Source organism: Halapricum sp. CBA1109 (genome assembly GCF_009741825.1).
In the GTDB taxonomy this organism is placed as follows: Archaea; Halobacteriota; Halobacteria; order Halobacteriales; family Haloarculaceae; genus Halapricum.
Window position 1 is genome coordinate 1 of record NZ_WPCA01000040.1, and the last position, 20801, is coordinate 20801.

General features: G+C 67.0%; 25 protein-coding genes, 1 tRNA gene and 3 pseudogenes. 12 read left to right on the forward strand and 17 right to left on the reverse strand.

Annotated elements, in window-relative coordinates:
- Positions 1 to 244 (reverse strand): TFIIB-type zinc ribbon-containing protein (locus tag GJ629_RS06365; protein WP_305037648.1); only part of this gene is annotated, 244 nt, incomplete at its 3' end.
- A 319-nt stretch (positions 245 to 563) separates the two neighbouring features.
- On the opposite strand from GJ629_RS06365, the gene GJ629_RS06370 reads away from it, so the two are divergent.
- The 4 genes and pseudogenes from GJ629_RS06370 to eif1A all read left to right on the forward strand — a co-directional run bounded on the left by GJ629_RS06370 (position 564) and on the right by eif1A (position 1804).
- Positions 564 to 743, forward strand: coding sequence for an HEWD family protein (locus GJ629_RS06370; protein WP_157512249.1), 180 nt, complete (start codon positions 564 to 566; stop codon positions 741 to 743).
- A gap of 41 nt (positions 744 to 784) precedes the next feature.
- Positions 785 to 886 (forward strand): annotated as a pseudogene (locus GJ629_RS06375) (divalent-cation tolerance protein CutA); the annotation flags it as partial.
- An 84-nt stretch (positions 887 to 970) separates the two neighbouring features.
- A complete protein-coding gene (locus GJ629_RS06380) occupies positions 971 to 1426 on the forward strand; it encodes an acyl-CoA thioesterase (protein WP_157512250.1) in 456 nt (151 codons plus the stop codon).
- Positions 1427 to 1504: 78 nt separating this feature from the next.
- A complete protein-coding gene (gene eif1A / locus GJ629_RS06385) occupies positions 1505 to 1804 on the forward strand; it encodes a translation initiation factor eIF-1A (protein ID WP_157512251.1) in 300 nt (99 codons plus the stop codon).
- A gap of 87 nt (positions 1805 to 1891) precedes the next feature.
- On the opposite strand, the gene GJ629_RS06390 is transcribed toward eif1A, so the two are convergent.
- The 3 genes from GJ629_RS06390 to GJ629_RS06400 all read right to left on the reverse strand — a co-directional run bounded on the left by GJ629_RS06390 (position 1892) and on the right by GJ629_RS06400 (position 5858).
- Positions 1892 to 4339, reverse strand: coding sequence for a hypothetical protein (locus tag GJ629_RS06390; RefSeq protein WP_197428467.1), 2448 nt, complete (start codon positions 4337 to 4339; stop codon positions 1892 to 1894).
- A complete protein-coding gene (locus tag GJ629_RS06395; protein WP_157512253.1) occupies positions 4273 to 4746 on the reverse strand; it encodes a hypothetical protein in 474 nt (157 codons plus the stop codon). Before GJ629_RS06395 ends, GJ629_RS06390 begins: the two co-directional genes overlap by 67 nt.
- Before the next feature lie 74 nt (positions 4747 to 4820).
- Entirely contained in the window at positions 4821 to 5858 is a 1038-nt protein-coding gene (locus GJ629_RS06400; protein WP_157512254.1) for an NAD(P)/FAD-dependent oxidoreductase, read from the reverse strand.
- A gap of 180 nt (positions 5859 to 6038) precedes the next feature.
- Here GJ629_RS06400 and GJ629_RS06405 point away from each other — a divergent pair, with 180 nt between their 5' ends.
- Entirely contained in the window at positions 6039 to 6848 is an 810-nt protein-coding gene (locus tag GJ629_RS06405) for a DUF6159 family protein (RefSeq protein ID WP_157512255.1), read from the forward strand.
- Between the two features lie 58 nt (positions 6849 to 6906).
- On the opposite strand, the gene GJ629_RS06410 is transcribed toward GJ629_RS06405, so the two are convergent.
- From GJ629_RS06410 to GJ629_RS06425, 4 genes are all read right to left on the reverse strand, one after another.
- On the reverse strand, positions 6907 to 7191 hold the full coding sequence (locus GJ629_RS06410) for a type II toxin-antitoxin system RelE/ParE family toxin (protein WP_157512256.1): 285 nt from the start codon (positions 7189 to 7191) through the stop codon (positions 6907 to 6909).
- Positions 7184 to 7465 (reverse strand): ribbon-helix-helix domain-containing protein, encoded by a 282-nt coding sequence (locus GJ629_RS06415; protein WP_157512257.1) that lies wholly within the window; start codon positions 7463 to 7465, stop codon positions 7184 to 7186. The genes GJ629_RS06410 and GJ629_RS06415 overlap by 8 nt, the downstream gene beginning before the upstream one ends.
- A gap of 193 nt (positions 7466 to 7658) precedes the next feature.
- Positions 7659 to 7732, reverse strand: a tRNA-Ile gene (locus GJ629_RS06420).
- Between the two features lie 93 nt (positions 7733 to 7825).
- Positions 7826 to 8344 (reverse strand): FxsA family protein, encoded by a 519-nt coding sequence (locus tag GJ629_RS06425; RefSeq protein ID WP_157512258.1) that lies wholly within the window; start codon positions 8342 to 8344, stop codon positions 7826 to 7828.
- Positions 8345 to 8421: 77 nt separating this feature from the next.
- Between GJ629_RS06425 and GJ629_RS06430 the strand changes: the two genes are divergently transcribed.
- Positions 8422 to 10029, forward strand: coding sequence for a DUF255 domain-containing protein (locus tag GJ629_RS06430; RefSeq protein WP_157512259.1), 1608 nt, complete (start codon positions 8422 to 8424; stop codon positions 10027 to 10029).
- A gap of 41 nt (positions 10030 to 10070) precedes the next feature.
- Positions 10071 to 10874, forward strand: a complete 804-nt coding sequence (locus tag GJ629_RS06435) for a TrmB family transcriptional regulator (RefSeq protein ID WP_157512260.1) — start codon at positions 10071 to 10073, stop codon at positions 10872 to 10874.
- Positions 10875 to 10900: 26 nt separating this feature from the next.
- Here the strand turns inward: GJ629_RS06435 and mptA are convergent, their stop codons facing one another.
- Positions 10901 to 11845, reverse strand: a complete 945-nt coding sequence (gene mptA, locus GJ629_RS06440; RefSeq protein ID WP_157512261.1) for a GTP cyclohydrolase MptA — start codon at positions 11843 to 11845, stop codon at positions 10901 to 10903.
- A 68-nt stretch (positions 11846 to 11913) separates the two neighbouring features.
- Entirely contained in the window at positions 11914 to 12513 is a 600-nt protein-coding gene (locus GJ629_RS06445; RefSeq protein ID WP_157512262.1) for a response regulator transcription factor, read from the reverse strand.
- 141 nt (positions 12514 to 12654) lie between these two features.
- On the opposite strand from GJ629_RS06445, the gene GJ629_RS06450 reads away from it, so the two are divergent.
- Positions 12655 to 13719 carry an anthranilate phosphoribosyltransferase gene (locus tag GJ629_RS06450; protein WP_157512263.1) on the forward strand — a complete coding sequence of 355 codons (1065 nt, stop codon included), beginning with the start codon at positions 12655 to 12657 and terminating at the stop codon, positions 13717 to 13719.
- On the opposite strand, the gene GJ629_RS06455 is transcribed toward GJ629_RS06450, so the two are convergent.
- Both GJ629_RS06455 and GJ629_RS06460 read right to left on the reverse strand, forming a co-directional pair.
- On the reverse strand, positions 13716 to 14093 hold the full coding sequence (locus GJ629_RS06455) for a hypothetical protein (protein WP_157512264.1): 378 nt from the start codon (positions 14091 to 14093) through the stop codon (positions 13716 to 13718). The two genes, GJ629_RS06450 and GJ629_RS06455, sit on opposite strands and share 4 nt — an antisense overlap.
- Positions 14094 to 14127: 34 nt before the next feature.
- Positions 14128 to 14432 (reverse strand): annotated as a pseudogene (locus GJ629_RS06460) (hypothetical protein).
- Positions 14433 to 14516: 84 nt separating this feature from the next.
- Between GJ629_RS06460 and GJ629_RS06465 the strand changes: the two are divergent.
- Positions 14517 to 15068 carry a peptidylprolyl isomerase gene (locus tag GJ629_RS06465; protein WP_157512265.1) on the forward strand — a complete coding sequence of 184 codons (552 nt, stop codon included), beginning with the start codon at positions 14517 to 14519 and terminating at the stop codon, positions 15066 to 15068.
- Here the strand turns inward: GJ629_RS06465 and GJ629_RS06470 are convergent.
- Complete coding sequence (locus GJ629_RS06470; protein WP_157512266.1) at positions 15065 to 15907, reverse strand: alpha/beta hydrolase; 843 nt, start codon at positions 15905 to 15907, stop codon at positions 15065 to 15067. The two genes, GJ629_RS06465 and GJ629_RS06470, sit on opposite strands and share 4 nt — an antisense overlap.
- A 75-nt stretch (positions 15908 to 15982) precedes the next feature.
- Here GJ629_RS06470 and GJ629_RS06475 point away from each other — a divergent pair, with 75 nt between their 5' ends.
- Complete coding sequence (locus tag GJ629_RS06475) at positions 15983 to 16321, forward strand: ferredoxin (RefSeq protein ID WP_157512267.1); 339 nt, start codon at positions 15983 to 15985, stop codon at positions 16319 to 16321.
- Between the two features lie 178 nt (positions 16322 to 16499).
- Positions 16500 to 18227 carry a histidine kinase N-terminal 7TM domain-containing protein gene (locus tag GJ629_RS06480; RefSeq protein ID WP_197428468.1) on the forward strand — a complete coding sequence of 576 codons (1728 nt, stop codon included), beginning with the start codon at positions 16500 to 16502 and terminating at the stop codon, positions 18225 to 18227.
- A gap of 27 nt (positions 18228 to 18254) precedes the next feature.
- Here GJ629_RS06480 and GJ629_RS06485 read toward each other — a convergent pair.
- A pseudogene (locus GJ629_RS06485) lies at positions 18255 to 19144 on the reverse strand (aminotransferase class IV).
- A gap of 168 nt (positions 19145 to 19312) precedes the next feature.
- Between GJ629_RS06485 and GJ629_RS06490 the strand changes: the two are divergent.
- The gene (locus tag GJ629_RS06490) at positions 19313 to 19663 is read left to right on the forward strand and encodes a hypothetical protein (RefSeq protein WP_197428469.1); all 351 of its coding nucleotides are present in this window, start codon (positions 19313 to 19315) and stop codon (positions 19661 to 19663) included.
- An 11-nt stretch (positions 19664 to 19674) separates the two neighbouring features.
- Here the strand turns inward: GJ629_RS06490 and GJ629_RS06495 are convergent, their stop codons facing one another.
- From GJ629_RS06495 to GJ629_RS06505, 3 genes are all read right to left on the reverse strand, one after another.
- A complete protein-coding gene (locus GJ629_RS06495; RefSeq protein WP_157512269.1) occupies positions 19675 to 19965 on the reverse strand; it encodes a hypothetical protein in 291 nt (96 codons plus the stop codon).
- On the reverse strand, positions 19958 to 20227 hold the full coding sequence (locus GJ629_RS06500) for a DUF2249 domain-containing protein (protein ID WP_157512270.1): 270 nt from the start codon (positions 20225 to 20227) through the stop codon (positions 19958 to 19960). Before GJ629_RS06500 ends, GJ629_RS06495 begins: the two co-directional genes overlap by 8 nt.
- A gap of 125 nt (positions 20228 to 20352) precedes the next feature.
- Positions 20353 to 20574 carry a hypothetical protein gene (locus tag GJ629_RS06505; RefSeq protein WP_197428470.1) on the reverse strand — a complete coding sequence of 74 codons (222 nt, stop codon included), beginning with the start codon at positions 20572 to 20574 and terminating at the stop codon, positions 20353 to 20355.
- Between the last annotated feature and the right edge of the window lie 227 nt (positions 20575 to 20801).

Below are 20801 nucleotides of genomic sequence, written 5' to 3' on the forward strand. Positions count from 1 at the left end.
CGACGCGGGACTTCTCCTGTCGTTCGTTGTGGTCGAACGCGCGCCACTCGGGCCCGCGGTCGATGGTCCCCTCCTCGACGACCAGCCCACAGTCTTCACACACCAGTTCCCCGCCGTCCGCGCTCGCTACCAGCGACGCGTCACACTCCGGACACGTCTCCCCTTCGGTCTCCTCCTCGTTCTCGGTTTCCTGTGTAGAAGCCTGAGAGTCCGCCCGCTCCCGCTGCCGGCTGGGTCGTGCCATGAATCTTTCTAAAGATATACAGGGTTTATAAATCTTGCTCCGGTTTCGCTCTACCGCCCGAATACGGCCGTCTGAGCGCCGACATACCGACAGGATGATGTACCATCAGCGAGCGGACGCGGTGCGTTCGGGGTTCGAGCGGCCGGTCCACCGCGCCCTCGGACGCCGGGTTCGACGCGCGAGCGGACTACTGACGCGGTATAAGCGTTGTGGACTGTCGGCGGCGCAGTGGGCGTGTCGGCCGGACGGCGACGCTCGCGGGCGCGGACTGCGGGCGGGTGACCGAGACGTTTTAGAGGGCGGCAGCGAATCCACGTGTATGGCGACTATCGTACCACCGAACGAACGGGAGTGTGAGCGGTGTGGGCGGCGCGACCGCTGGGACGACGACCTCGGTACGTGGCGCATCGTCGAGAGCGACGGCGAGAAGGCCTACGGGTCGCCGTTCTGCCTCCACGAGTGGAGCATCAACGGCGCGTACAACCCCCTCGCCGAGTGATGGCCACCCTCTACGTGACGGCCCCGGAGACGGCGACCGACCGAATCGAGGCCCTCCATCCCTACGAGGTGCCCTGTATCGAGCGATTCGACGAGGCCGCCCTCGACGCCTTCGCCGACTGGCGCGCGAACGCCGTCGAGTAGCGTCGTCTGAGACCGCACGCGGTCTCCCGTCACCGACGCACGGAACCCGCACACCCATACCGCCGGACCGAGAACGGACAGCTGATGCCAACGCCGAGCGAGACGTTCATCGAGAACCGTCACCGCATCCAGCCCAACCAGACGAACAACTACGACACCGCCCACGGGGGTATCGTGATGAAACTGATGGACGAGACGGGCGCGATGTCGGCGATGCGCTTTGCCGGGTCGCCCTGCGTCACCGCCGCCGTCGACGGCCTCGACTTCAAGCGCCCCATCCCGCGAGGCGACATCGCCGTCGTGACCGCGTGGGTGTACGACGCCGGCCGGACGAGCGTCGGCGTCCGCCTGAAGGCCGAACGGGAGGACCCGCTGACGGGCGAGTGCGACGTCACCAGCGAGTCCTCGTTCACGTTCGTCGCCATCGACGAGACTGGTCAACCGGTCGAAGTGCCCGAGATGACGATAGAGAGCGACCGCGACGAGATGCTCCAGCGGCGGGGATTGAACGCTGACAGCGCCAACGAGGACCTCTCGTAGCAAATCGGGAGACGCTACCGTGAGAAATGGTAGCAGGAATCGCCGTTCACTTATCCGTGCGGGGGTTCTCTATATGGTATGAGCGACGAAACAGGCCGGAAGAATCTGCGGATGCCTTCTAGCGACGAGCTATTCGCAGTGGTCACACAGCACAACGGCGGGAACCACATCCGCGTCCAATGTGAGGACGGGGAGAACCGGATGGGCCGGATTCCCGGCCGTATGAAGTACCGAACCTGGATCGAGGAGGGCGACGTGGTCCTCGTCGAACCGTGGGACTGGCAGGACGAGAAGGCCAACGTCGAGTGGCGCTACACCAAACAGGACGCCGAACAACTCCGACAGGAAGGCCACATCGACACCGAGACGCACCTCTAACGGTTCTTTTCTCGGGCGCAGTCTGATTTTCGACGACACGTCGAAAGGCGTGGAGTCGCGACTCCGTCCGAGCAACGAGACCCCCGATCAGTCGTGCTCGGCCGGTTCGTCGGCGAGCGACCGGCGGGACTCCGGAATCGGTGCGTCCGGGCTGGCGGCGGAGACGACGGCCGTCAGCGTCTCCTCGGCCCTCCGCTCGGACGCCCGGTCGGGCAGTGACGACGGATCGCACTCCGGGTCGTGCTGTTCGAGCAGCGCCCACGTCCGTCGCGGGTAGTAGTCGGCGAGGACCGCCAGCGGCGCCGCCGGCAAGCGTGCCAGCCTGTGGGACTCCTCGACAGCCGAGACAACGTTCTCGACGACCTGTTCGAGACCGAGCGCGGCCAGTTCCGGGTTCGATTCGGCGACCTGTTCCAGCAGGTCCCAGCGGGAACTCGTCGGGCCGACGGCGTCGGCCCGTTCGACGAGACGCGTCGTCCCGTCGGCCGCGATATCCGGGTGGTACGCTGCGACGGTCGACAGCAGGTCACCGACGCCGCTCCCGTGGTAGGGCCCCGCGACGGCGTTGTGGACGGCCTGTTCGAGAAGCCGCGGGGCTGACGCCGCCAGCGGCGCCACCGGCCAGTCTTCGCCTCGGTCACCGTCTGAGAGTGTCGCGACGGCGGGCGGCAGAGCGTCGGGGTCGTGTTCGCCTACCGCCCCCAACGCCTCGGCGGCGCTCTCACGGACTGTCGCCCGGCCGTCCGCGAGCAACGTCACGAGCGTGCCGACGTGTGGTTCGACCGTCGTCGGGTCGGTCGCCGCGGCACCGGCGACGGCAGCGGCGGCCCGGTCACGGCGGTTCCCGTGTCCCTCCCTCCGGACGAGGACGGTCACGAGTTGCTCGACCACGTGTGTCGCCGCAGTCGGGCACTCCTCCAGTACCCCGAGCAGCGTCCAGTACTCTCTACTCGTCGGGTCGACTGTCGAGAGCAACGAGGCGAGCGCCGTCCCGGCCGTCGATGGGTCTGCCTCGGCGACGACAGCCAGAATCTCCCGGTCGGGGTCGGCCGTATCGTCGACGAATGGATCGACACCCGGGGGAGCCGCTGTCGGGTCGGCGGCCGCGAGGGCGACCAGCATGTCCATCCGCTCCCGACGGCGGTCCGCGCCCGACACGTCGAGTGCCTCGTAGAGCACTGTGGCCGCCACACTGGCAGTATCTGTGACAGTCTCCGGGTCTGTCAGCGCCATCGTGCCGACGACTCGTGCGGACGGTATCGCGCGCTCACCCTCGAAGTCCAGCCCCGTGACGACGGTGTCCCAGTTGGTGGCCAGCACGTTCGGTCGCGCTGTCCCGAATTCCACGAGCGCCTCCGTCGCCGCCACGGTCCCCTCGCTGGAGAGTGCCGTCAACCGTCGAACGGCGGTCTCGAGATGCGACGCGTCCGGGCCGCCGACCGTTACCAGCGCCTCAGTGACCGCCACCGGTGCGTCCTCGATACCGTCAAGCAGCCGTTCAACGAGTCCGTCGGGCGCGTCCAGCGAGTCACCGGCAGCGGTGACGAGCGCCGCTAGCGAGGCTGTCGGTGCGGCCTCTAGCGCCGATCCAGACGCCGGAAACTCCGCCAGTGTCGCCTCGACGGACTCGCTGTCGAGCAGACGCCGCCCTCCGCTGAGACGGTCGACCCACTCGGGACCGAGCGTTCCGGCGACGGCCCCGATCAGGTCCGAGACGACGGCCGCCGACCCGTCTTCGGACCACGTCGACAGAAGCCACTCCACCCTGTCTCGGACGACCGGGTCGTCCTCGATGGCGGGCGCGACGGCCGACAGCGCGCTGTCGACAGCCCCGTCGTCGAGGTGCGTTACGACCAGCGCCGCCGCCAGCGTCGCGTAGGCCCTGACTCGCGGGTCCTCGTCGTCGGTCGCGCCCATCAGGTGCTCGAACAGCTCCGGCCCCGAGATGTCACCCGTAGTGATCGAGGGCAGTCCCCGCCTCGACCAGGCCATCTTGAACACGCCCCGCGCAGCGCCGGCCCGAACGTGGGGGTCGTCCGCGGACAGCGCGTCGAGCACCGAGGGCTCCACGTCGGACCGTGCCTTCTCGAGCCCGAAATGTTCCGCTCGCTGCCGTCGGTCGGGGACGTCCGCTGGATCTCCGGTGTCGAGCCGGTCGTAGGCTAGTTCGCGTACGATGACGGCTGCGAGCATCCCCGCCCGTCCCGGTGTCTCCAGCAGGTCCAGAACCGGAAGCGGTGTCACATCAAGCGGTACAGCGTTCTCGGCAGCGGCCGCGTACAGAAGCTCCAGGGCCTCGACACGCTCGCGGCCGTCGGTCGTAGCCACGTCTCCGATGAGCGTCTCGATGCGGGCGGTCAGTCGTTCGTCGGGTGCGTCGCGGACAGCGTCCTCGGCGGCCGCTCGTGTCTCGACGGGGTCGTCCGACAGCGGTGCCACGAACCGCGCCAGCGGTGGCGCCACGTCGGTCACCGGCGCCACGACTGGCTCGCCCGAGAGCGGCCGTCTGCCCGGTTCGAACCCGTCCAAGAGCACCTCGCGTCGCCCTCGATTCCCCAGGCCTTCCCCAGGTACCAGACGCCGTCGCTTCCCCGGAGGTAACTGGCGCGAGGCGAGGACTCGACGAGCCGTAGACCGCCGTCGGCCCAGACGAACAGCGCCGCACTCCCTGTCGAATCTACCTCGTGCTGGGTGATCGTCACGGCCCAGGCACACGGGACGTCGAGGCTGTCCGCGATAGCCTCGAGTCGGCCCTGGATGTTCCGATAGACCTCGCCGCTGTCCCAGTGCACTCGCCCGTCTTCGACCGTCACGCTCCGCTCTGGGTGTGCGACCCCGTCGATATCGACCGACGCGAGCGACGCACGGAGGTCGCCGGCCACCGCGTCTACGTCCCGATCACCCGGGTCGACGATCAGGTACTCCCGCTTCCACTTGCCCATACCTGACCGTCACAGCCACGGAAAATCAATGACAGGCCCGGAGTGAAAGTAGTCCGCTGCCGGTCGGGACGGCTTCAGAGGCGATAGGAGAGGCGTTCGCCTGTCTCCAGCCCGTTTTTGAGCGCCGCGTGTAGCCGCCCCTCGCCGGGGACCCAGTCGCCGACACAGTACAGCCCTTCGTCCTCGGCACTTTCGAGTGCCCCCATCCTGACACCGTCTTCCGGGAGCGCGTAGCGCCAGCCCTGATGATCGGTCCAATCGGGGTCGGCGAGGCGGTCGTCACCGATTATCTCGGCGGCCGACGCGGCCAGTTCCGCGACGTTCTCGGCCGGGTCGCCGTCGTAGTGATCGACCGACCACTCGTGGTTGGCCTGAACGATCAACAGCGTCTCCCCCTCGGGGACGTGACCGGGCTTGCACTCCTCCCGGGATATCCAGCCGATGTCGTGTTCCTTGTCGGTATTGACCAGTCCGTAGTAGGGCCGGTCGAGTTCGAACTCGTAGTGTAACACCGCGGTCCAGATGGTCCGGTAGGGGACTGCCTCGACGGCCGACTGGAGTTCCGCCCGTATATCGGACTCCCACGCCGCGTCGGCCAGCAACTCGGCCGTCTGTGGCGCGGGCGGGTTCAGGACCAGCACGTCGAAGGGACCCCACTCGCCGCCGTCGGTGTCGGTGACGCGCCACTGATCGCCGTCCCGGTGGAGCGTCTCCGCCCGCGTCCCGTGGTGGATAGTCGCGTCCGTCTCGCCGAACAGTCGCTTGGCTATCTGCGTGAGTCCCGCCCGATAGCTCCACTTGTGGTCGTCGGCGTCCCGGCCCTCCGAGACGCTCCCGTCCTCGTCGAAGGTGTAGACGGGCCCCTCGGTGTCGACCATCCCCTCGTCGTCGACCGTCTCGGTCAGCAACTCGACCACGCGCGGGTCGTCGTCTTTCAGGTAGTTCGCCCCGTAGTCGTAGGTCAACTCGCCGTGTCGGCGCGTGGCCGCACGGCCACAGACCCCGCGGGACTTCTCCAGCACCGTTATCTCCGCGTCGGGGACCGTCTCCGAGAGGACGTACGTCGCCGCCGCCGACGCCGCGCCTGCACCGACGAATCCGATCTCAGTCATACTCCCCCGTTCGGCCCGGAGTGACTAAACCGCGGTGTGTCGGGGCCGGCCCCGTCCCCGTGTTCGTTCCACGAATCTCGCCTCGGGGATTTATTAGGTCGTCCATCGATCGTTCTGTTGTATGCAACTACCTGCCCTCCAGCGGTGTCGCCGACGCGTCGCCCGCGAGGTGAGCGCCCGATGAGCCTCCGCGGCCGTCTCGGAACCGGATTCAGGCTGGCCGGACAGAGCGCCAGCGTCCTCCGGGACAACCCCGGACTGGTCGTCTACCCGCTCCTCGGCGGGGTCGCGATGGCGGCGTTCGTCGCCACCGCCGTCGGCGGCGTCGTCGCCACCGAGACGATGGACTCGCTCCCGGTCGCGGTGGGGACGCTCGCGGCCGTCTACGTCGGGACGAGTTTCCTCGCTTCGTTCTCCATCGCCGCGCTGTCGTGGGCGGTCCGCGAGACGTTCGCCGGCCGCGACCCCTCGGTGGCGGCGGCGTTCCGCGCCGCGGCCGGCCACCTCCCGGCACTGCTCGGGTGGGCCCTGCTCAGCGCACTGGTCGGTCTCCTCCTGCGTACCCTAGAGGAGTCGAGCGACATCGTCGGGACCATCGTCAGTGCGCTCCTCAGCCTCGGATGGGCCGCGCTGACGTACTTCGTCGTCCCCGTCATCGTCTTCGAGGACGCCGGCCCGGCGACGATGATTCAGGAGAGCGCGCGCCTCGTCCGCGAGACGTGGGGCGAGTCGCTCGGGTCGGAGTTCGGCGTCGGTATCGTCAGCTTCCTGCTGGCGTTGCCCGGTGTCGCCATCGTCGCCGCCGCGTTGCTCGTCGGCCCGTCCGGGGAATTGCTGGTCGCCGGCCTCGCCGTCGGCGGCCTCGTCCTCGCGGCGGGGCTACTCGCCGGCTACACCCTCGGCGCTATCGCCAAGGTCGCGCTGTACACGTTCGCCCGCGAGGAGTCGACGCCGGCCGCCTTCGACGAGGCGTTGCTTCGGTACGATTAGGGGTGAGTGGAGACCGCCAACCGTTGCTATCGTGATCGTGTCCCTCACTCGGTCACGGTCAGTCGTCGTCGGCGGTGTACGCACCACCGCGGCGTTTGATTCGGGCGACGACCAGCCGATTGTCACCCTGACGGAACGCGACGGAGAGCCGAAGATCACCGACACGGATCTTCTTGTAGGGACTGTTCCGCAGTGGCTCACCGTAGTCCGGTGGGTCACGCCACGGCGAGTCGACAATCTCGTTGAGTTTCTCGATCACACGGTCCTGATCGTCCGGAGGCAACCCACCGAGATCGTCTTCCGCCGTCGACGCGAGTTCCCACGTCCAGCCGTCGTCAGGCATCGTCCGTGCCGAACCGCTCGCGTGCCTCCTCGGCACTCATCGTTCCATCCTCCTTGACATCTGCCTCGGCTTCGAGCAACGCGATCAGTTCGTCGCGGTCGAACGTCGGGAACTCGATGGCATCCCGGAGTGTATATCGGATGAACTCGCTTCGACTGTTGAACCCGCGCCCCTGCCACGTATCGTCGATCTGTTCCAAGAACGACTCGGTCGCTTTGAAGTTCACCGTAACGATGTCGTCCGTGTCGTCACCGCCGGTACTCGCTTCGGACATACCAGAGTAATACGATAGTCTTACCGATAGTTGTTTCGTCGGGAATACGTCGGGAAGGTGGCGCCTGACAAGTAACCGAAACCTGACCTCACGTCCGAGAGACCACTCTCTAAGAGGTGAATCGTCCGAGATGAAGAGGCTGGGGAGGTGAATAGCCCGATTCCGTTCGGCCAGTGGCCGAGTGGAATTGGGATGGGCCAATCCGGATTTGAACCGGAGGCCTCCCGGTTATCAGCCGAGCGCTCAACCTGACTGAGCTATTGGCCCAGGCGAGCGCATTCCAGTGTACTGGGGTCCTATGTTTAAGCGTTACTATACGGGGGGAGGGCGGGGAGCCGTCCCACGGTTTCCGGTCCCACGTCACTCCCGGTCGTCGTCGATGTCGTAGGAGTCGTCGGTCACGTCGTAGGTGTCGTCCTCGCGCGATTCGGGGCCGCTCGGGCCGACGTTCGCCTCGGCGTTGCCGGGGAAGCCCGCGGTGTAGACGGTGCCGCTGGCGAAGCCGCCGGTCTTGGCGTCGATGTAGGGCGTGACGACCCAGCGCTTCAGCGCCGCGCGGATGGGGTACCGCGTCAGCGGGAAGACGAACAGGATGCCCGTCGCGTCCGTGACGATGCCGGGGGTCAACAGGAACGCGCCGGCGGCGACGAGGAGCGCACCGTCGATGAGTTCGTCCGTCGGTGGCTCCCCGCGGGCGAGTTTCTCCTGTATCTTCCGGATGGTGTGTCTCCCCTCCGCGCGGACGAGCAACACCCCGACGAGGCCGGTGAGGACGACGAGGGCGACGGTAGCCACCGGGCCGATGATCCCCGAGACCACCAGCAGTACCATAATGTCCAGCAGGGGGATGAGCAACAGCAGCGCGAGGATCCGGAGCATTATAGCCTGCTACTGGCCGGCGACTGATGAACTTTTTCGAGTGGAAGCTTCTTGTCGGGCCTGCCCCAAGCGGGGCTATGGACGACACCAACGTCGAGTGGCGCGAGTGGGGGCCCGACGCCTTCGCGACCGCCGAGCGGGCCGGAAAGCCGGTCCTGCTGTCGCTGACTGTGCCGTGGTCGCCAGAGTGTGCGGAGATGGACGCGACCACCTACACCGAACCGCGTATCGCCGCCCACGTCAACGACGGCTTCGTCCCGGTCCGGGTCGACGCCGAGCGCCAACCGCGCGTCCGGGACCGCTACACGATGGGTGGGTTCCCCTCCACCGTCTTTCTGACCCCCAGCGGCGAGGTGCTGACCGGCGCTACCTTCCTCGGTGTCGACGGCTTCCGGGGTATCCTCGACTCGGTACGGGAGACGTGGGACGCGAGCGGCGAGGCCGCCGGGTCGGTGCCGCGGGCGCTTCGCGGCGACCGGCCACCGGGCGGGGAGTTGACCGCCCGCGTCGAGGAGCATATGGTCGAGCAACTGCTCGCGGCCTACGACGAGGAGTTCGGCGGGTGGGGGTCGGACGCGAAGTTCCCGTTGGCCCCGACCATCGAGTTCGCGCTCGTTCGGGCGCGCGAGCAGGCGACGCGGACGCTCGAAGCCGTCCGCACGCACCTCTACGACACCTACGACGGCGGCTTCTACCGCTACGCGGCCAACCGCGACTGGGCCCAGCCGCGCCGGGAGAAACTGCTGGACGACAACGCGGCGCTCGTCCGGGCGTTCGCCTACGGCTACCGCTACACCGGCGAGGAGGCCTACCGCGAGACGGCACAGGGGGCCGTCGAGTACCTGACGACGACGCTGTGGACGGGCGAGGGGTTCGCCGCGAGTCAGGCCGGCGACGACGCTTACTACCGGGCCGACGCCAGCGACCGCGAGTCGGCCGACCCGCCCGCCGTCGACGAGACAGTGCTGGCCGACCGCAACGCCCTCGCCGTCGACGCTCTGTTGACCTACGATCGATACGTCGAGGAGACGGACGCGCGCCGGTACGCCGAACGCGCCCGCGAGGCAGTCGTCGACCTGATAGACGACGACGGTGCGGTCGCCCACTACGACGGCGCTGACGCGCCGCGGGGGACCCTCCTCGATCAGGCCCGCGTCCTGACCGGACTGACGACGTCGTGGTCGGTGCTTGGCGATCCCGGGCCGGCCCGCGCGGTGGCCGACTGGACGCTCGACCACCTCACCGACGACGACGGCGTCCTCCGGGACGGGCCGGTCGGCGAGACGGGCCTGCTCAGCGAACCGCTGTACCCGCTCGATTACACCGTCGAGGCGGGGGCGGCGCTGTTGGACCTCGCGTTGCTCTCGGGCGAGCAGCGCTACCGAGAGGCCGCCCACGACGCGATAGCGGCCTACGCCAACGCCGCCGAGCGGATGGGCGTCGAGGCCGCGGGCTACGCGAGCGTCGCCGCGAGACTCCAGTCACCACAGGCGGTTCGGGTCGGTCGACCGGCCGGCAGCGACCTCCACCGGGCGGCGCTCCGGTTGGCCGACCACGAGACGGTCGTCGTCCCCAACGCGGACGTGGGCGACACCGCCACGCTGGTCGTCGACGGCGAGGACCGTGGCGAGGCCGACACGCCGGCCGGGCTCGAGTCGCTGTTGACCGACATCGCCTCGCGGTAAACTCTCGATGCGTTTTTACACGTGGGCCCTGTGCGTTCGATATGGCCAGCCTTCGTGACCTCGGGCTATCGGAGTACGAGAGTCGGGCGTATCGCTCGTTGCTGGAGACGGGGCCGACAACCGCAAAGGAGTTGTCACGGGTGAGCGACGTGCCGATGGGGCGCATCTACGACGTGCTCAACAGCTTAGAGACACAGAACCTCGTCAGGAGCCAGACCGCGAGCCGACCGAAGAAATACGCCGGCGTCGAGCCCGAGACGGCGCTTGACCGGCTGCTGGACGACAAAAAGCGCGAACTGGAGGAGAAAGCCAGCCAGTACGAGGAGATGGTCGAGACGCTCGCCGACGACTTAGAGGCCGCCGACCCGGTCGGGGACACCTTCTGGACGACGGCCATCGGGGCCGAGGAGACGGCGGACCTGCTGGTCGAACGCCTCGCGGCCGCGGACGACCGTATCGTCGTCGTCGCTTCGACGTTCTCCCAGCAGTTCGACCTCGACGACCTCGGTGAGCGAGTCGTCGACGGCCTCGAAGACGCCCTCGACCGCGGGGTCGAAGTCGAGTTGCTGATGCGGCCCCAGATGATCGAGGACCTTCCGCGGACCGTCGGCGAGCGCTACCGGACGACCCTCCAGCCACACGAGAACTTCGCGGTGCGGACCAGCCCCGACGTGACCAGTTCCTTCGAACTCATCGACGACACCGAGGTCTGTATCGAGGTGCCCCACCCGCTCGACGCCGGCGGGACCTTCGCCGTCATCGACTTCAAAGACCCGGACTTCGCCGCGAGCGTCCGCGAGGAGTTCGACGAGCGGTGGGCCAACGCCGAAGCGCTACGGCTTTAGCCGGCCGCGTGGTTCGTCCGAGAAGATCAGTCGCCGCGGGCCTCGCCGCCGTTGACCTCACGGCGGAGGTCTGCGAAGGGCGCGACGCGTTCGGCGTGGGCGTTGTGCTGGTGGATGGACTCGTCGTTGGATTGTTCCATCCGGACGACCGCGTCGTCGTCCAGTTCGGGGTAGGCCTCGACGATGCCCTCGGCCATCGCCCGGACGCAGTCCTCGACGAACTTCGCGTCGCTGTGGGACTGGTAGGTCATATGGTCCTCGTCCGGCCGCTTTGCCATATTGTAGATGCGGGCGCTCATCGACTCGCGGGCGACCTCGATGATCTCGTTGAGGTCGACCGGCGGGTCGCCGTCCGTCTCGACGGTCAGCGTCGCGTGGCCGCGCTGTGAGTGGCCCGGTTGGGGGACCTGATCGAGGAAGTCGGTGATGACCTCGTCCTCGACGCCCAGGTCCTCGAGCGTCTGGCGGGCGCGGGCGACGGACATCCCCTGACTGCACGGGCAGACCGTCATCCCCGTGACGCGGGCGCCGATCTCCTCCCGCGTCCCGTCCTCGGTGGCCGTCGCCGAGGCGACGATGTCCGCCGTCGACTGGGTTGGCATATGGCTCTCGGGCGTCTCCTCGCGGGTGACGTACTCGGCCTCCATCCGGACCTCGGCCTTGCTGGTGTAGTCGTGTTTCTCCAGCAGGCGTTCGGCGGCCTCGCCACAGACGTTCTCGACGCGGTAGACCTCGTTGGCGACGGCGGCCTCGAGCGTCTCGTCGATGACCTCCATGTTCCGGGACATATCCGCGCCCTTGCGCCAAGAGGGGAGGTCGACGAACACCTCGAACTCGGCCATCAGGACGATGGGTCGCTGGTCCTCCCGCCCGAGTTTGACGAGTTTCTCGACGCCGGTGACCCCGACCCTGCTGAGCCCAACTGTCACGTCCGGACTCGACGCCTGCACGTCCGGTAGCTGCTTGCTCATGATGCCCGCGCTTGGGAGTACGCCACCCTATACGTTTCGGAAGGGGAAACGAACGGACGGCACTGGCCTCACTCCTCGCCGTCGCCGACGGACGGTGCCGAGGGGTGCATCTCGCGGAACATCACCGCGAAGTCGTCGTCGTCGAACTCGGCGATAGTGTCGTCCAGTTGCTCGCGGGTGCGCTGGCGTTCCTGTTGGAGGCGCTCGAACTCCTCGCTGTTCTCTAGGTCGGCCTCGCTCTTGTTCGCCCGCAGGGTCGCTATCTTGTTGGTGAGTGCGTAGAACTGCTGGAACTGAGACTCGTACTTCGCGCAGGTCAGCAACCGTTCGACGGTCGTAAAGAGGTCCTCACGCGAGACGGGCTTGGTGAGGTAGTCGTCGAAGGGCATCTCGATGATGTCGAAGTCGGGGTCGACGGCCGTGACCATCGCGATGCGTGCGTCGATGCCGTCCCCGCGGATCCGTTCGAGGACGCCGTCACCGGACAGCCCGGGCATCCGGCGGTCGAGCAGGACCACCGACACGTCGCCGTCGATCATCTCCAGTGCGTCCTGCCCGCTGTACGCAGTCCGGACCGTGTACCGCTCACCCAACTGCGCCGCGTACGCGTCGGCCACGTCGGGCTCGTCGTCGACGACCAGGACTATCGGCGCGTCACTCGGTGACATCCAATCACTCTATGTAGACACACCGAGACGCAAAAGCGTTCCGGCCAACCTGATCTATCGCCGTTCCGTCTGGCGATCAGCGGCCACTGAGAAATCGCCGCGACCACGTCCCTTTAGACGCCTTGTACCGAACGAACGCGTATGTCCGAGTCCACCGAGGCCGAACCGTGGCCGCTCCGCCGACTGATGACCGAGGTCGTCGGGTCGGGGCACAAGTCCGCCGACGATATGAACCGCCAGCAGGCCCGCGAGGCGTTCGACCGCATCCTCGACGGCACGCCCGAACAGACCACGCTCGGGGCGTTCTGGCTGGCCAACCGCTGGAAGCGCAACACGCCCGAGGAACTGGCCGCCTTCGTCGACGTGATGCGCGAGCGAAGCGTCGAGACGGCCGCGCCAGACGCCGACCCCGTCGACTGTGGCGCGAACTACGACGGCAAGCACTCGACGGCCCTGCTGGGCGTCGCCTCGGGGCTGGTGGCCGCCGCCGCGGGCACGCCCGTTGTCGTCCACAGCGGCGACCGCACCCCGACACAGAAAGAAGACGCCTACAAGCACGTGCTGGACGAACTGGGCGTCAGGACGGACCTCTCGCCGGCCGAGAGCGCCGATATGGTCGATGCGGTGGGCTTTGGCTTCTACTACCAGCCCAACTTCAATGCCGAAATCGCTGACCTCTTCGACCGCCGCGACGAGATGGGAGTCCGGACGTTCGTCAACACCGTCGAGACGCTGGCAAATCCCAGCGACGCCAGCGTCCACCTCGGGAGTTTCTACCACCTCGCGTTCGCAAAGCGGATGACCGAGACGCTCCAGACTTGCGAGAGTCAGACCTTCGACCGTATCGTCTTCTTCCAAGGGCAGGAGGGCTACGACGACGTGCGCCCGGGCGAGACCACCGTGGCCGCGTGGACGCCCGCCGAGGGACTGTCGGACTTCAAGATAGAGACCGCCGAGTACGGGATGGACTTCGAGAGTGAGGACCTGGAAGTCGACGATATCGCCGCCGACTCCGCCGACATCACCGAGGCCGTTCTCGCCGGCGAGCGGACCGGGAAGTTCGCCGACGCCGTGGCGCTCAACGCCGCCCTGCGCATCTACGCTCGCGGGGACGCCGACAGCGTCGAGTCCGGCCTCGCGGCCGCCCGCGAGTCGATGGACAGCGGCGACCCGGCCGAGCGACTCGCCGCCCTACAGTCGTTCTAGGCGCGTTGACCCTGTTTCCGGAGGACGGCTTCCAGCAGTACCGTCCCGCCGAAGGTGACGAGGAGAAACGCGACTAGTTGTGCGAGGTCGGTCCCGAGGACAGATTCGCCCGCCGCTGTGAGGACCACCAACGCGCCGAAGGCGACGCCGCAGGCGGTGACCGTCCACGCCAGCGCCAGTCGGGTGTCCTCGGTGTCGGGCCACTGGTAGTCGAACGCCGACGGGACGACAATGCCGAGCGTAATCAGGACGAACCACGCGAGGGCGGGCCACGGCGTCAGCGTCGTGAGGACCGCCGCGGGGAACGCCAGCGCGATGGCGACGAGGACGACAAGCGTGTGTTGACCGACCGGGAGCGGGGAGGAGCCTTTCACACTGCTGGTTCCGCGCTCGTCGGCAAAAGTATGCCTACTCCGAGGCGGCTCCATCGCCCGCGGCCGCGATGTGCGTCCGGGCCTCCTCGGGAGTCATCCCGCGGACGCACACGCACACGACAGCAGTTCGGGGTCGGCGAGTTCCTCGACCTGTTCGCGGTCGGCGCGTTCGAGGCTGTCCGCCTCGGGATCGTAGTCGAACGTGACGCGGTAGCTCACCTGCGCGACGCCCTCGATTCGGTGGTCGGCCTCTGGGTCGGGGTTCTCGATGGCCTCGGCGTGTTCGGCCTGCATCGACTCCTTCCACTGTTCGAGGGTCGCTTCGGGGTCGTCGGTCATAGTTCGGTGTACGCGACCCGAAAGTAAAATCCGGTGGCTCGGCCCACCGCCAGTGTTTTTACCGGTCCCGGCGACGTGACGGGTATGAGTGATCTGACCGCGACTATCCACACGAACAAGGGCGACATCGAGGTCGAACTGTACGACGAGCGCGCACCCCGAACCGTCGAGAACTTCGTCGGCCTCGCCGAAGGTGCCGACGACTACGACGCGGCCGAGGTCGAACCCGGCAGCGGCGCGTGGGAGGACCCCGAGACCGGCGAGAAGCGGATCGACCCGCTCTACGACGGCGTGGAGTTCCACCGCGTCATCGAGGACTTCATGGTGCAGGTCGGCGACCCGCTCGGCAACGGCAAGGGCGGCCCGGGCTACACCTTCGACGACGAGTTCCACTCGGACCTCCGCCACGACGGCCCGGGCATCCTCTCGATGGCCAACCGCGGCCCCGACACCAACGGCTCGCAGTTTTTCATCACACTCGGCGCTCAGCCCCATCTGGACGAGAAGCACCCGGTGTTCGGTGAAGTGACCGACGGGATGGACGTCGTCGAGGAGATCGGTTCGGTCTCGACCGACGCCCGCGACCAGCCACAAGAGACGATCGAGATCGAGTCGGTCACCGTCCACCGCGACTAGAGCAGAAACCGGATCATCTCGGGGAAGCGCCGCCGCCACGCCGACTCGTGGTGGACGGCGTCGGCCTCGTAGACGAACTGTAACTCCTCGTCGTAACCCATCTCCTCCAGCGTGTCGGCCAGTCGACGCGCGCCGTCCTCGAACGCTTCGGACTGCGCCGGCTCCTCCGCGAACTCCTCACCGCCGACATCGACGTGGATCCGGGCGTCGACGTGGCCGACGGACTCGACGAACTCGAATACCTCCGTGAACGGCGGCGTGACGGCCGGACTCATCACGCCCGCGAACCCGAACGTCTCCGGTTCCCGGAACTGCGCGTAGAGGCTGATCAACCCGCCCATCGACGACCCGGCGACACCGGTCTCCTCGCGGTCGTCGCTCGTCCGGAACGCCGACTCGACCGCCGGTTTCACCGTCTCCAGCAGGAAATCGAGGTACTGGTCGCCGTAGACCTCGCCCTCGGGGAACTGCTCGGCCATATCCGGGGGGAGCGTCGCGGTGTCGAGAAACGGCGCGTACTCGGCCATCCGATCCTCGCCGGCGTTGGGGACACCGACGACGATGGCTTCGATACCGTCGTCGGCCAACTCCTCCATCGTCTCGTCGACGCCCCACTCGCCGTCGTTGCTGGCCGCCTCGTCGAAGAGGTTCCGGCCGTCGTGCATATAGACGACCGGGTAAGCTCGGTCCGTCTCTGCGTACCCCGGCGGGAGGTACGCCAGCAGTTCCCGTTTGATGTCGAGGTACTCGACCGTGACCGGGTCGGAGACGCGCACGTCGCCGACGACGGTGCTATCCGGGTCGCCGTCGTAGGACTGCCACTCGATAGTGTCCGTCATACGCCGCCGTAGACGGGGCCGGTACTAATTGCCACCGACCGACACCACGAAAGGGTTCGCTCTCCTGTCTCCAGTATGGCCGAGGACGACACGCTGGATCCGACTGAGTTCGGCGAGGCTGACGCCCCGCCGGTCGCCGAGAAGCCCTACAAGATCATCTTCGAGGCGAACAAGTGTATCGGTGCCGGGCGGTGCGCGGAGGTCTCGGACAACTGGTCGATGGACATCGAGACGGGACTAGCGACGCCGGCGACGTACTTCTTCGGGGAGGCCGACCTCGAGCACAACGTCGCGGCCGCCGAGGCGTGTCCGGCGAAGAAAGACGACGGCGTCATCCACGTTATCGACCGCGAGACGGGCGAGGAGATAGCGCCGGACCCACACGGCGACGGCACCGTGTCCGTCGACTGGTAGCGCACTCGACGCTCCGGCAGTCGGGTCGCCAAGAGCGGCGGCTGTCTCACGGCTTCGAAATACCCACTCCAGAGCTATCCGGACGTAACCCACTGAACGACGACGCCGGCCGACCGGTCCCCAGTCGGTCCAACCGACCCCAAATTCAAATACGATGGCGCATAGACGTTGTCATATATTGACGTGTCAGGTAACGCCGCAACTCCCGATAAACGTCCTCGTTCTGGGGGTTGCGGTATCACTGGCCGCCTACGCAGTGACCCAGTACTACCGACGCGGCCACCGGTCGGAACTGGCCGCGTTCGTCTCGTTGATGGTGGCGATCAGTCTCTGGGAAGTCGGCGGTATCGCCGAGGACGTGGCCACGTCGGCGTCGGCGAAACTCCTCGCCGTCAACTTCATCAACGCTATCGCGGTGTGGCTGTTCGTCTACTCGATGTTGTGGCTCGCGCTGGCGTACTCGAACAACACGAAGTGGGTGAACCGATGGACCGTCGGTGCTGCCCTCGCTCACATCGCCGGTACTGCCGCTGTCCTCGCCGTGGCTCCGGAATTTCTCTACGAAGTCACCGGCCTCACCACGCGCGGCCCGGTGACGGCGATGGGTGTCGGGTTCGACCAGTGGGTCGCTCTCGACCGGCGACTCAAACTCGCGTTTTACATCACACAACTGTACGGCTATCTCGTGATACTGACCGCCGGCGTCGTACTCGGCCAGTATCTCGTCCGGAATCGCGGCTCGCTCTACACGGGACAGGCCGGGTCGCTGGCCGTCGGTATCGGCATCCCGCTCACCGCCAACCTACTGTTGTTCACCGGGACGATTCCGCCGGAACTGAGTGCGACCGACATCGCCCTCGCCGCGACCGCTCTCGGCTTCGCCGTCGCCGTCTTCCGGTATCGGTTTCTCCGAATCACGCCGGTCGGACGCCAGCAACTCGTCGACGGTATGTCCGACCCCGTCGTGATGCTCGACGGCCGCGACCGAGTCGTCGACTGCAACCCCGCGGCACGGACACTCGTCGACGCGCCCCCGGACTGGCGTGGGATGGCCGCCACAGGCTTCTTCGAACCGCTCCCCGGGAGCGTCGAGCGGATCACACAAGGCGGCGACGAGGGTTCGATAACGGCCGGGGTAGACGGGTCAGCGCGGACGTTCTCCCCGGACGTCTCAGCGATTCGAGGCGGTGGCGACGCACCGGTGGGCCGGTTGCTCGTCTTCCGTGACATCACTGAACAGAAACAGCGCGAACAGCAACTCCGGCGGCAGAACGAACGCCTCGACCAGTTCGCCAGTCTCGTCAGCCACGACCTCCGGAACCCGCTCCACGTCGCCGACAGCAACTTGGCACTCGCGGCGGAGACCGGAGACCGGGACCGCATCGAGACGGCCCGGGAGAACTTAGACCGGATGGAGACGATAATCGAGGAGTTGCTGACGATGGCCCGGGCGGGACTGTCGGTAGAGGACACCGACGCGGTCGGTATCGCCGCCGTGGTCAGAGAGAGTTGGCATCACGCACAGACCGAGGGATTGACGCTCGACCTTCAGGTCTCAGAGAGCACGACTGTCCAGGCCGACAGGGACCGACTGCTTCACGTCTTCGAGAATCTCGTCCGCAACGCCGTCGACCACAACGACCCGCCGTTGACCGTCCGAATCGGGACACTCGACGCGGCGTCGTCTTCGGGCGCCGAGCAACCGGTGGGATTCTACGTCGAAGACGACGGCGACGGCATCCCCGAGAGCCACCGCGAGGACGTCTTCGAGTACGGGTTCACCACGACCAGCGACGGGACCGGATTCGGGCTCTCTATCGTCCAAGATATCGTCGACGCCCACGGCTGGAACGTCTGTGTCACCGAGGGAGACGACGGCGGCGCACGCTTCGAGATCCGCTACTGATCTTCTCCGACACCGCACAGGGTGGGGTCAGGACCCGTCGCCGTAACAGACTCCCTCGACGCGTTCGTCGTAGAGCCGCGACAACAGCGCGGTCATCGGGCCCCGGCCGACCTCGATGCCGTCGACGCTCGCGACCGGTCTGAGTTCCCACGTCGCGTTCGTCAGGAACGCCTCGTCGGCGTCCCGCACGTCCCCGACTTCGTAGCGGCCGGTCTCTATCGGGAACTCCTCTTTTTCGGCGAGTTCGATCACTATCGAGCGCGTGACGCCGGGCAGTACCGACTGGTCGGTCGTCGGCGTCTTCAGCACCCCGTCGTCGACGAAAAAGAGGTTGCTAGTCGCCCCCTCGGCGACGTAGCCCTCGATATCTCGGAGGAGTGCCTCGTCGGCCGAGAACTCCTCGGTGGCGGCTCGCCGGAGTTCGAGGCGGGCGAGCACGCCGTCGAGGTAGTTGAGCGTCTTCGCGTCCGCGGGCCGGGCGGCGTCGGGGACGCGTCGCGTCTTCACGCTCTGGACGACCGCCGGCCCGTCGTAGACCGGTCGCCCTCGCGGCCGCCGCGAGCGAGCGGGCGCGCCTGCACGACTACCGTCGGGTCCACCTCGGGGTCGGGCGTCAGCTTCCCGGGCTGGACGCCCCGCGAGACGGTTAGCTTGAGATACGCGTCGTCGAGGTCGTTTCCCGACAGCGTCTCGAAGAGTCGCTCTCGGAGGTCCTCGCGGGGCGGGAGCGCGTCGGCCATCCCCAACCGCTCGGCCCCGCGTTCGAGGCGGTCGGCGTGGCGCTCCCACGCGAAGACGGTCCCGCCGTAGGCCCGCAGCGTCTCGAAGAGGCCGTCGCCGTAGGCGAACCCGCGGTCGCGGACGCTGACGGTGGCATTCTCCTCGGCGACCAGTTCGCCGTCGACGTGGAACTGCATCACCAGTCCGTAGCGGCGACGGGGGCTTAGATGTGCCGAGGCAGGCTGTCCCGACCGCCCGAGACGAGCGGATACCTACATAGTTACCTATCTGTGCTTTATTGATGGCGCCGGTCAGATCGGTATGGATATGACATCCACGGCAGTTCCGGACCCGGACGACTACGAGTGGGACTTCGAGAAACGCGGCACCGTCGGCATCTGGTATATGGAGGGCTGGCAGGGCTTCGCAGACGAGGACTTAGACGCCGCGAGCGACCACTACCGCGAGCGCGGGAGCGTGACGACATCGAGGCCACCATCGCGGTGTTCGGTCAGGGGACGAATCTCCCGACGGAGACACAGGAGTACATGGGCGAGGTGTGGTCCGAGAACGGCGAGTACACCGGCGTCGACAAGGTCGGATTCGTCTCCGAGGGCATCACCGCGATGGCCGTCCAGTCGAAGATGGACATCGACGGCGCCGTCGTCGAGGACTTCAAAGCCCTCGACGACGCCATCGAGTGGGCACAGGGCTGAGCCCGACCCCGTCAGTCACTCGCTGTCACCGTCTCCGCGTCCGCGAGCATCGGTGCACTACCCTCCTCGCCGAACAGTTCCATCGCGGCCGCGACGGCCTCGGGGTCCCCGTTCTCGATGCCGGCGACCGGTCCCGCGAGCAACCCGGCGACCAGCCGGTCGGCGAGTGCTTCGACAGCCTCGCGGTCCGCTGGGTCGAGGTCCCCGGCCGCCTCCAGTCGGTCGAGCGCCGTCTCGGCCTCGCGGTCGCTGACCGCCGCGCCGCGGTCGAGCATCGCCGCTATCGCCGTCTCTTCACGCATCGTCGGCCCAGATGACCGTCACCGTTCGGTCGCTCTCCTCGACCGTCTCGTAGGCGTAGCCCCGGTCGTCGAGTTTGGGGTAGAGGTGCTGGGGCGCGCGGTCGTTGTACTGGATCAGGGCCGTGTCGTCGTCGAGAGATTCCAGCCGTTCGAGGGTCTCGACCAGCGGTTTCGGCGGCCCCATCGTCCGCACGTCGATGGTCTCGGTCGGGGCGTCGCTCGGGGCAGCAGTCTCGCCGAGGGGGGACGCGCTCTCGGACATACCCGACGGTAGTACGGGTATCCCCCCATCGGTTGTCCCGAACGTGTTCGCAACGCCGTAGCTCGACACGTTTCGACGTTCGTTCGAGCCGCCACACAACCCCTGTGACCAAACTTACGGGGTGCTCACGCGTCCCCTTCCGATTGATAGGGTTCACCGACGGCCCCGCGTGGAAGCACGTTGTGGAGTGCCGTCTCGATATCACTGGACGACTGGAACGTCTCTTTGGTGGTCTCCGAAATCAGTTTGGCGAGGTCCGCTTTGCCGTCGGCGAACACTACCGTGACATCCGAGAACTCCGCCGTTGCAGCGGACTGTGCGAGGGGGTAGTCGACGTCGTCGAGCAACGTCGAAATGTTACTGAACTCTATTTCGCGCATCATAGACGATATTGGGCGGCAATCCACGTGAAATAGCGACATCTTCACGGTGCGTTGCTGTCACGAGCAACTGAGTGACCCGCGACCAACCTGACGGGGCGCGTGCGAACCGTTGCGACAATCTCTCCTTGCCGTTGCGGTGGTACTCTGTGAAGTACTGGTCGCGAGGCCAGCGGCCGAGCGAGCAGCCTTTT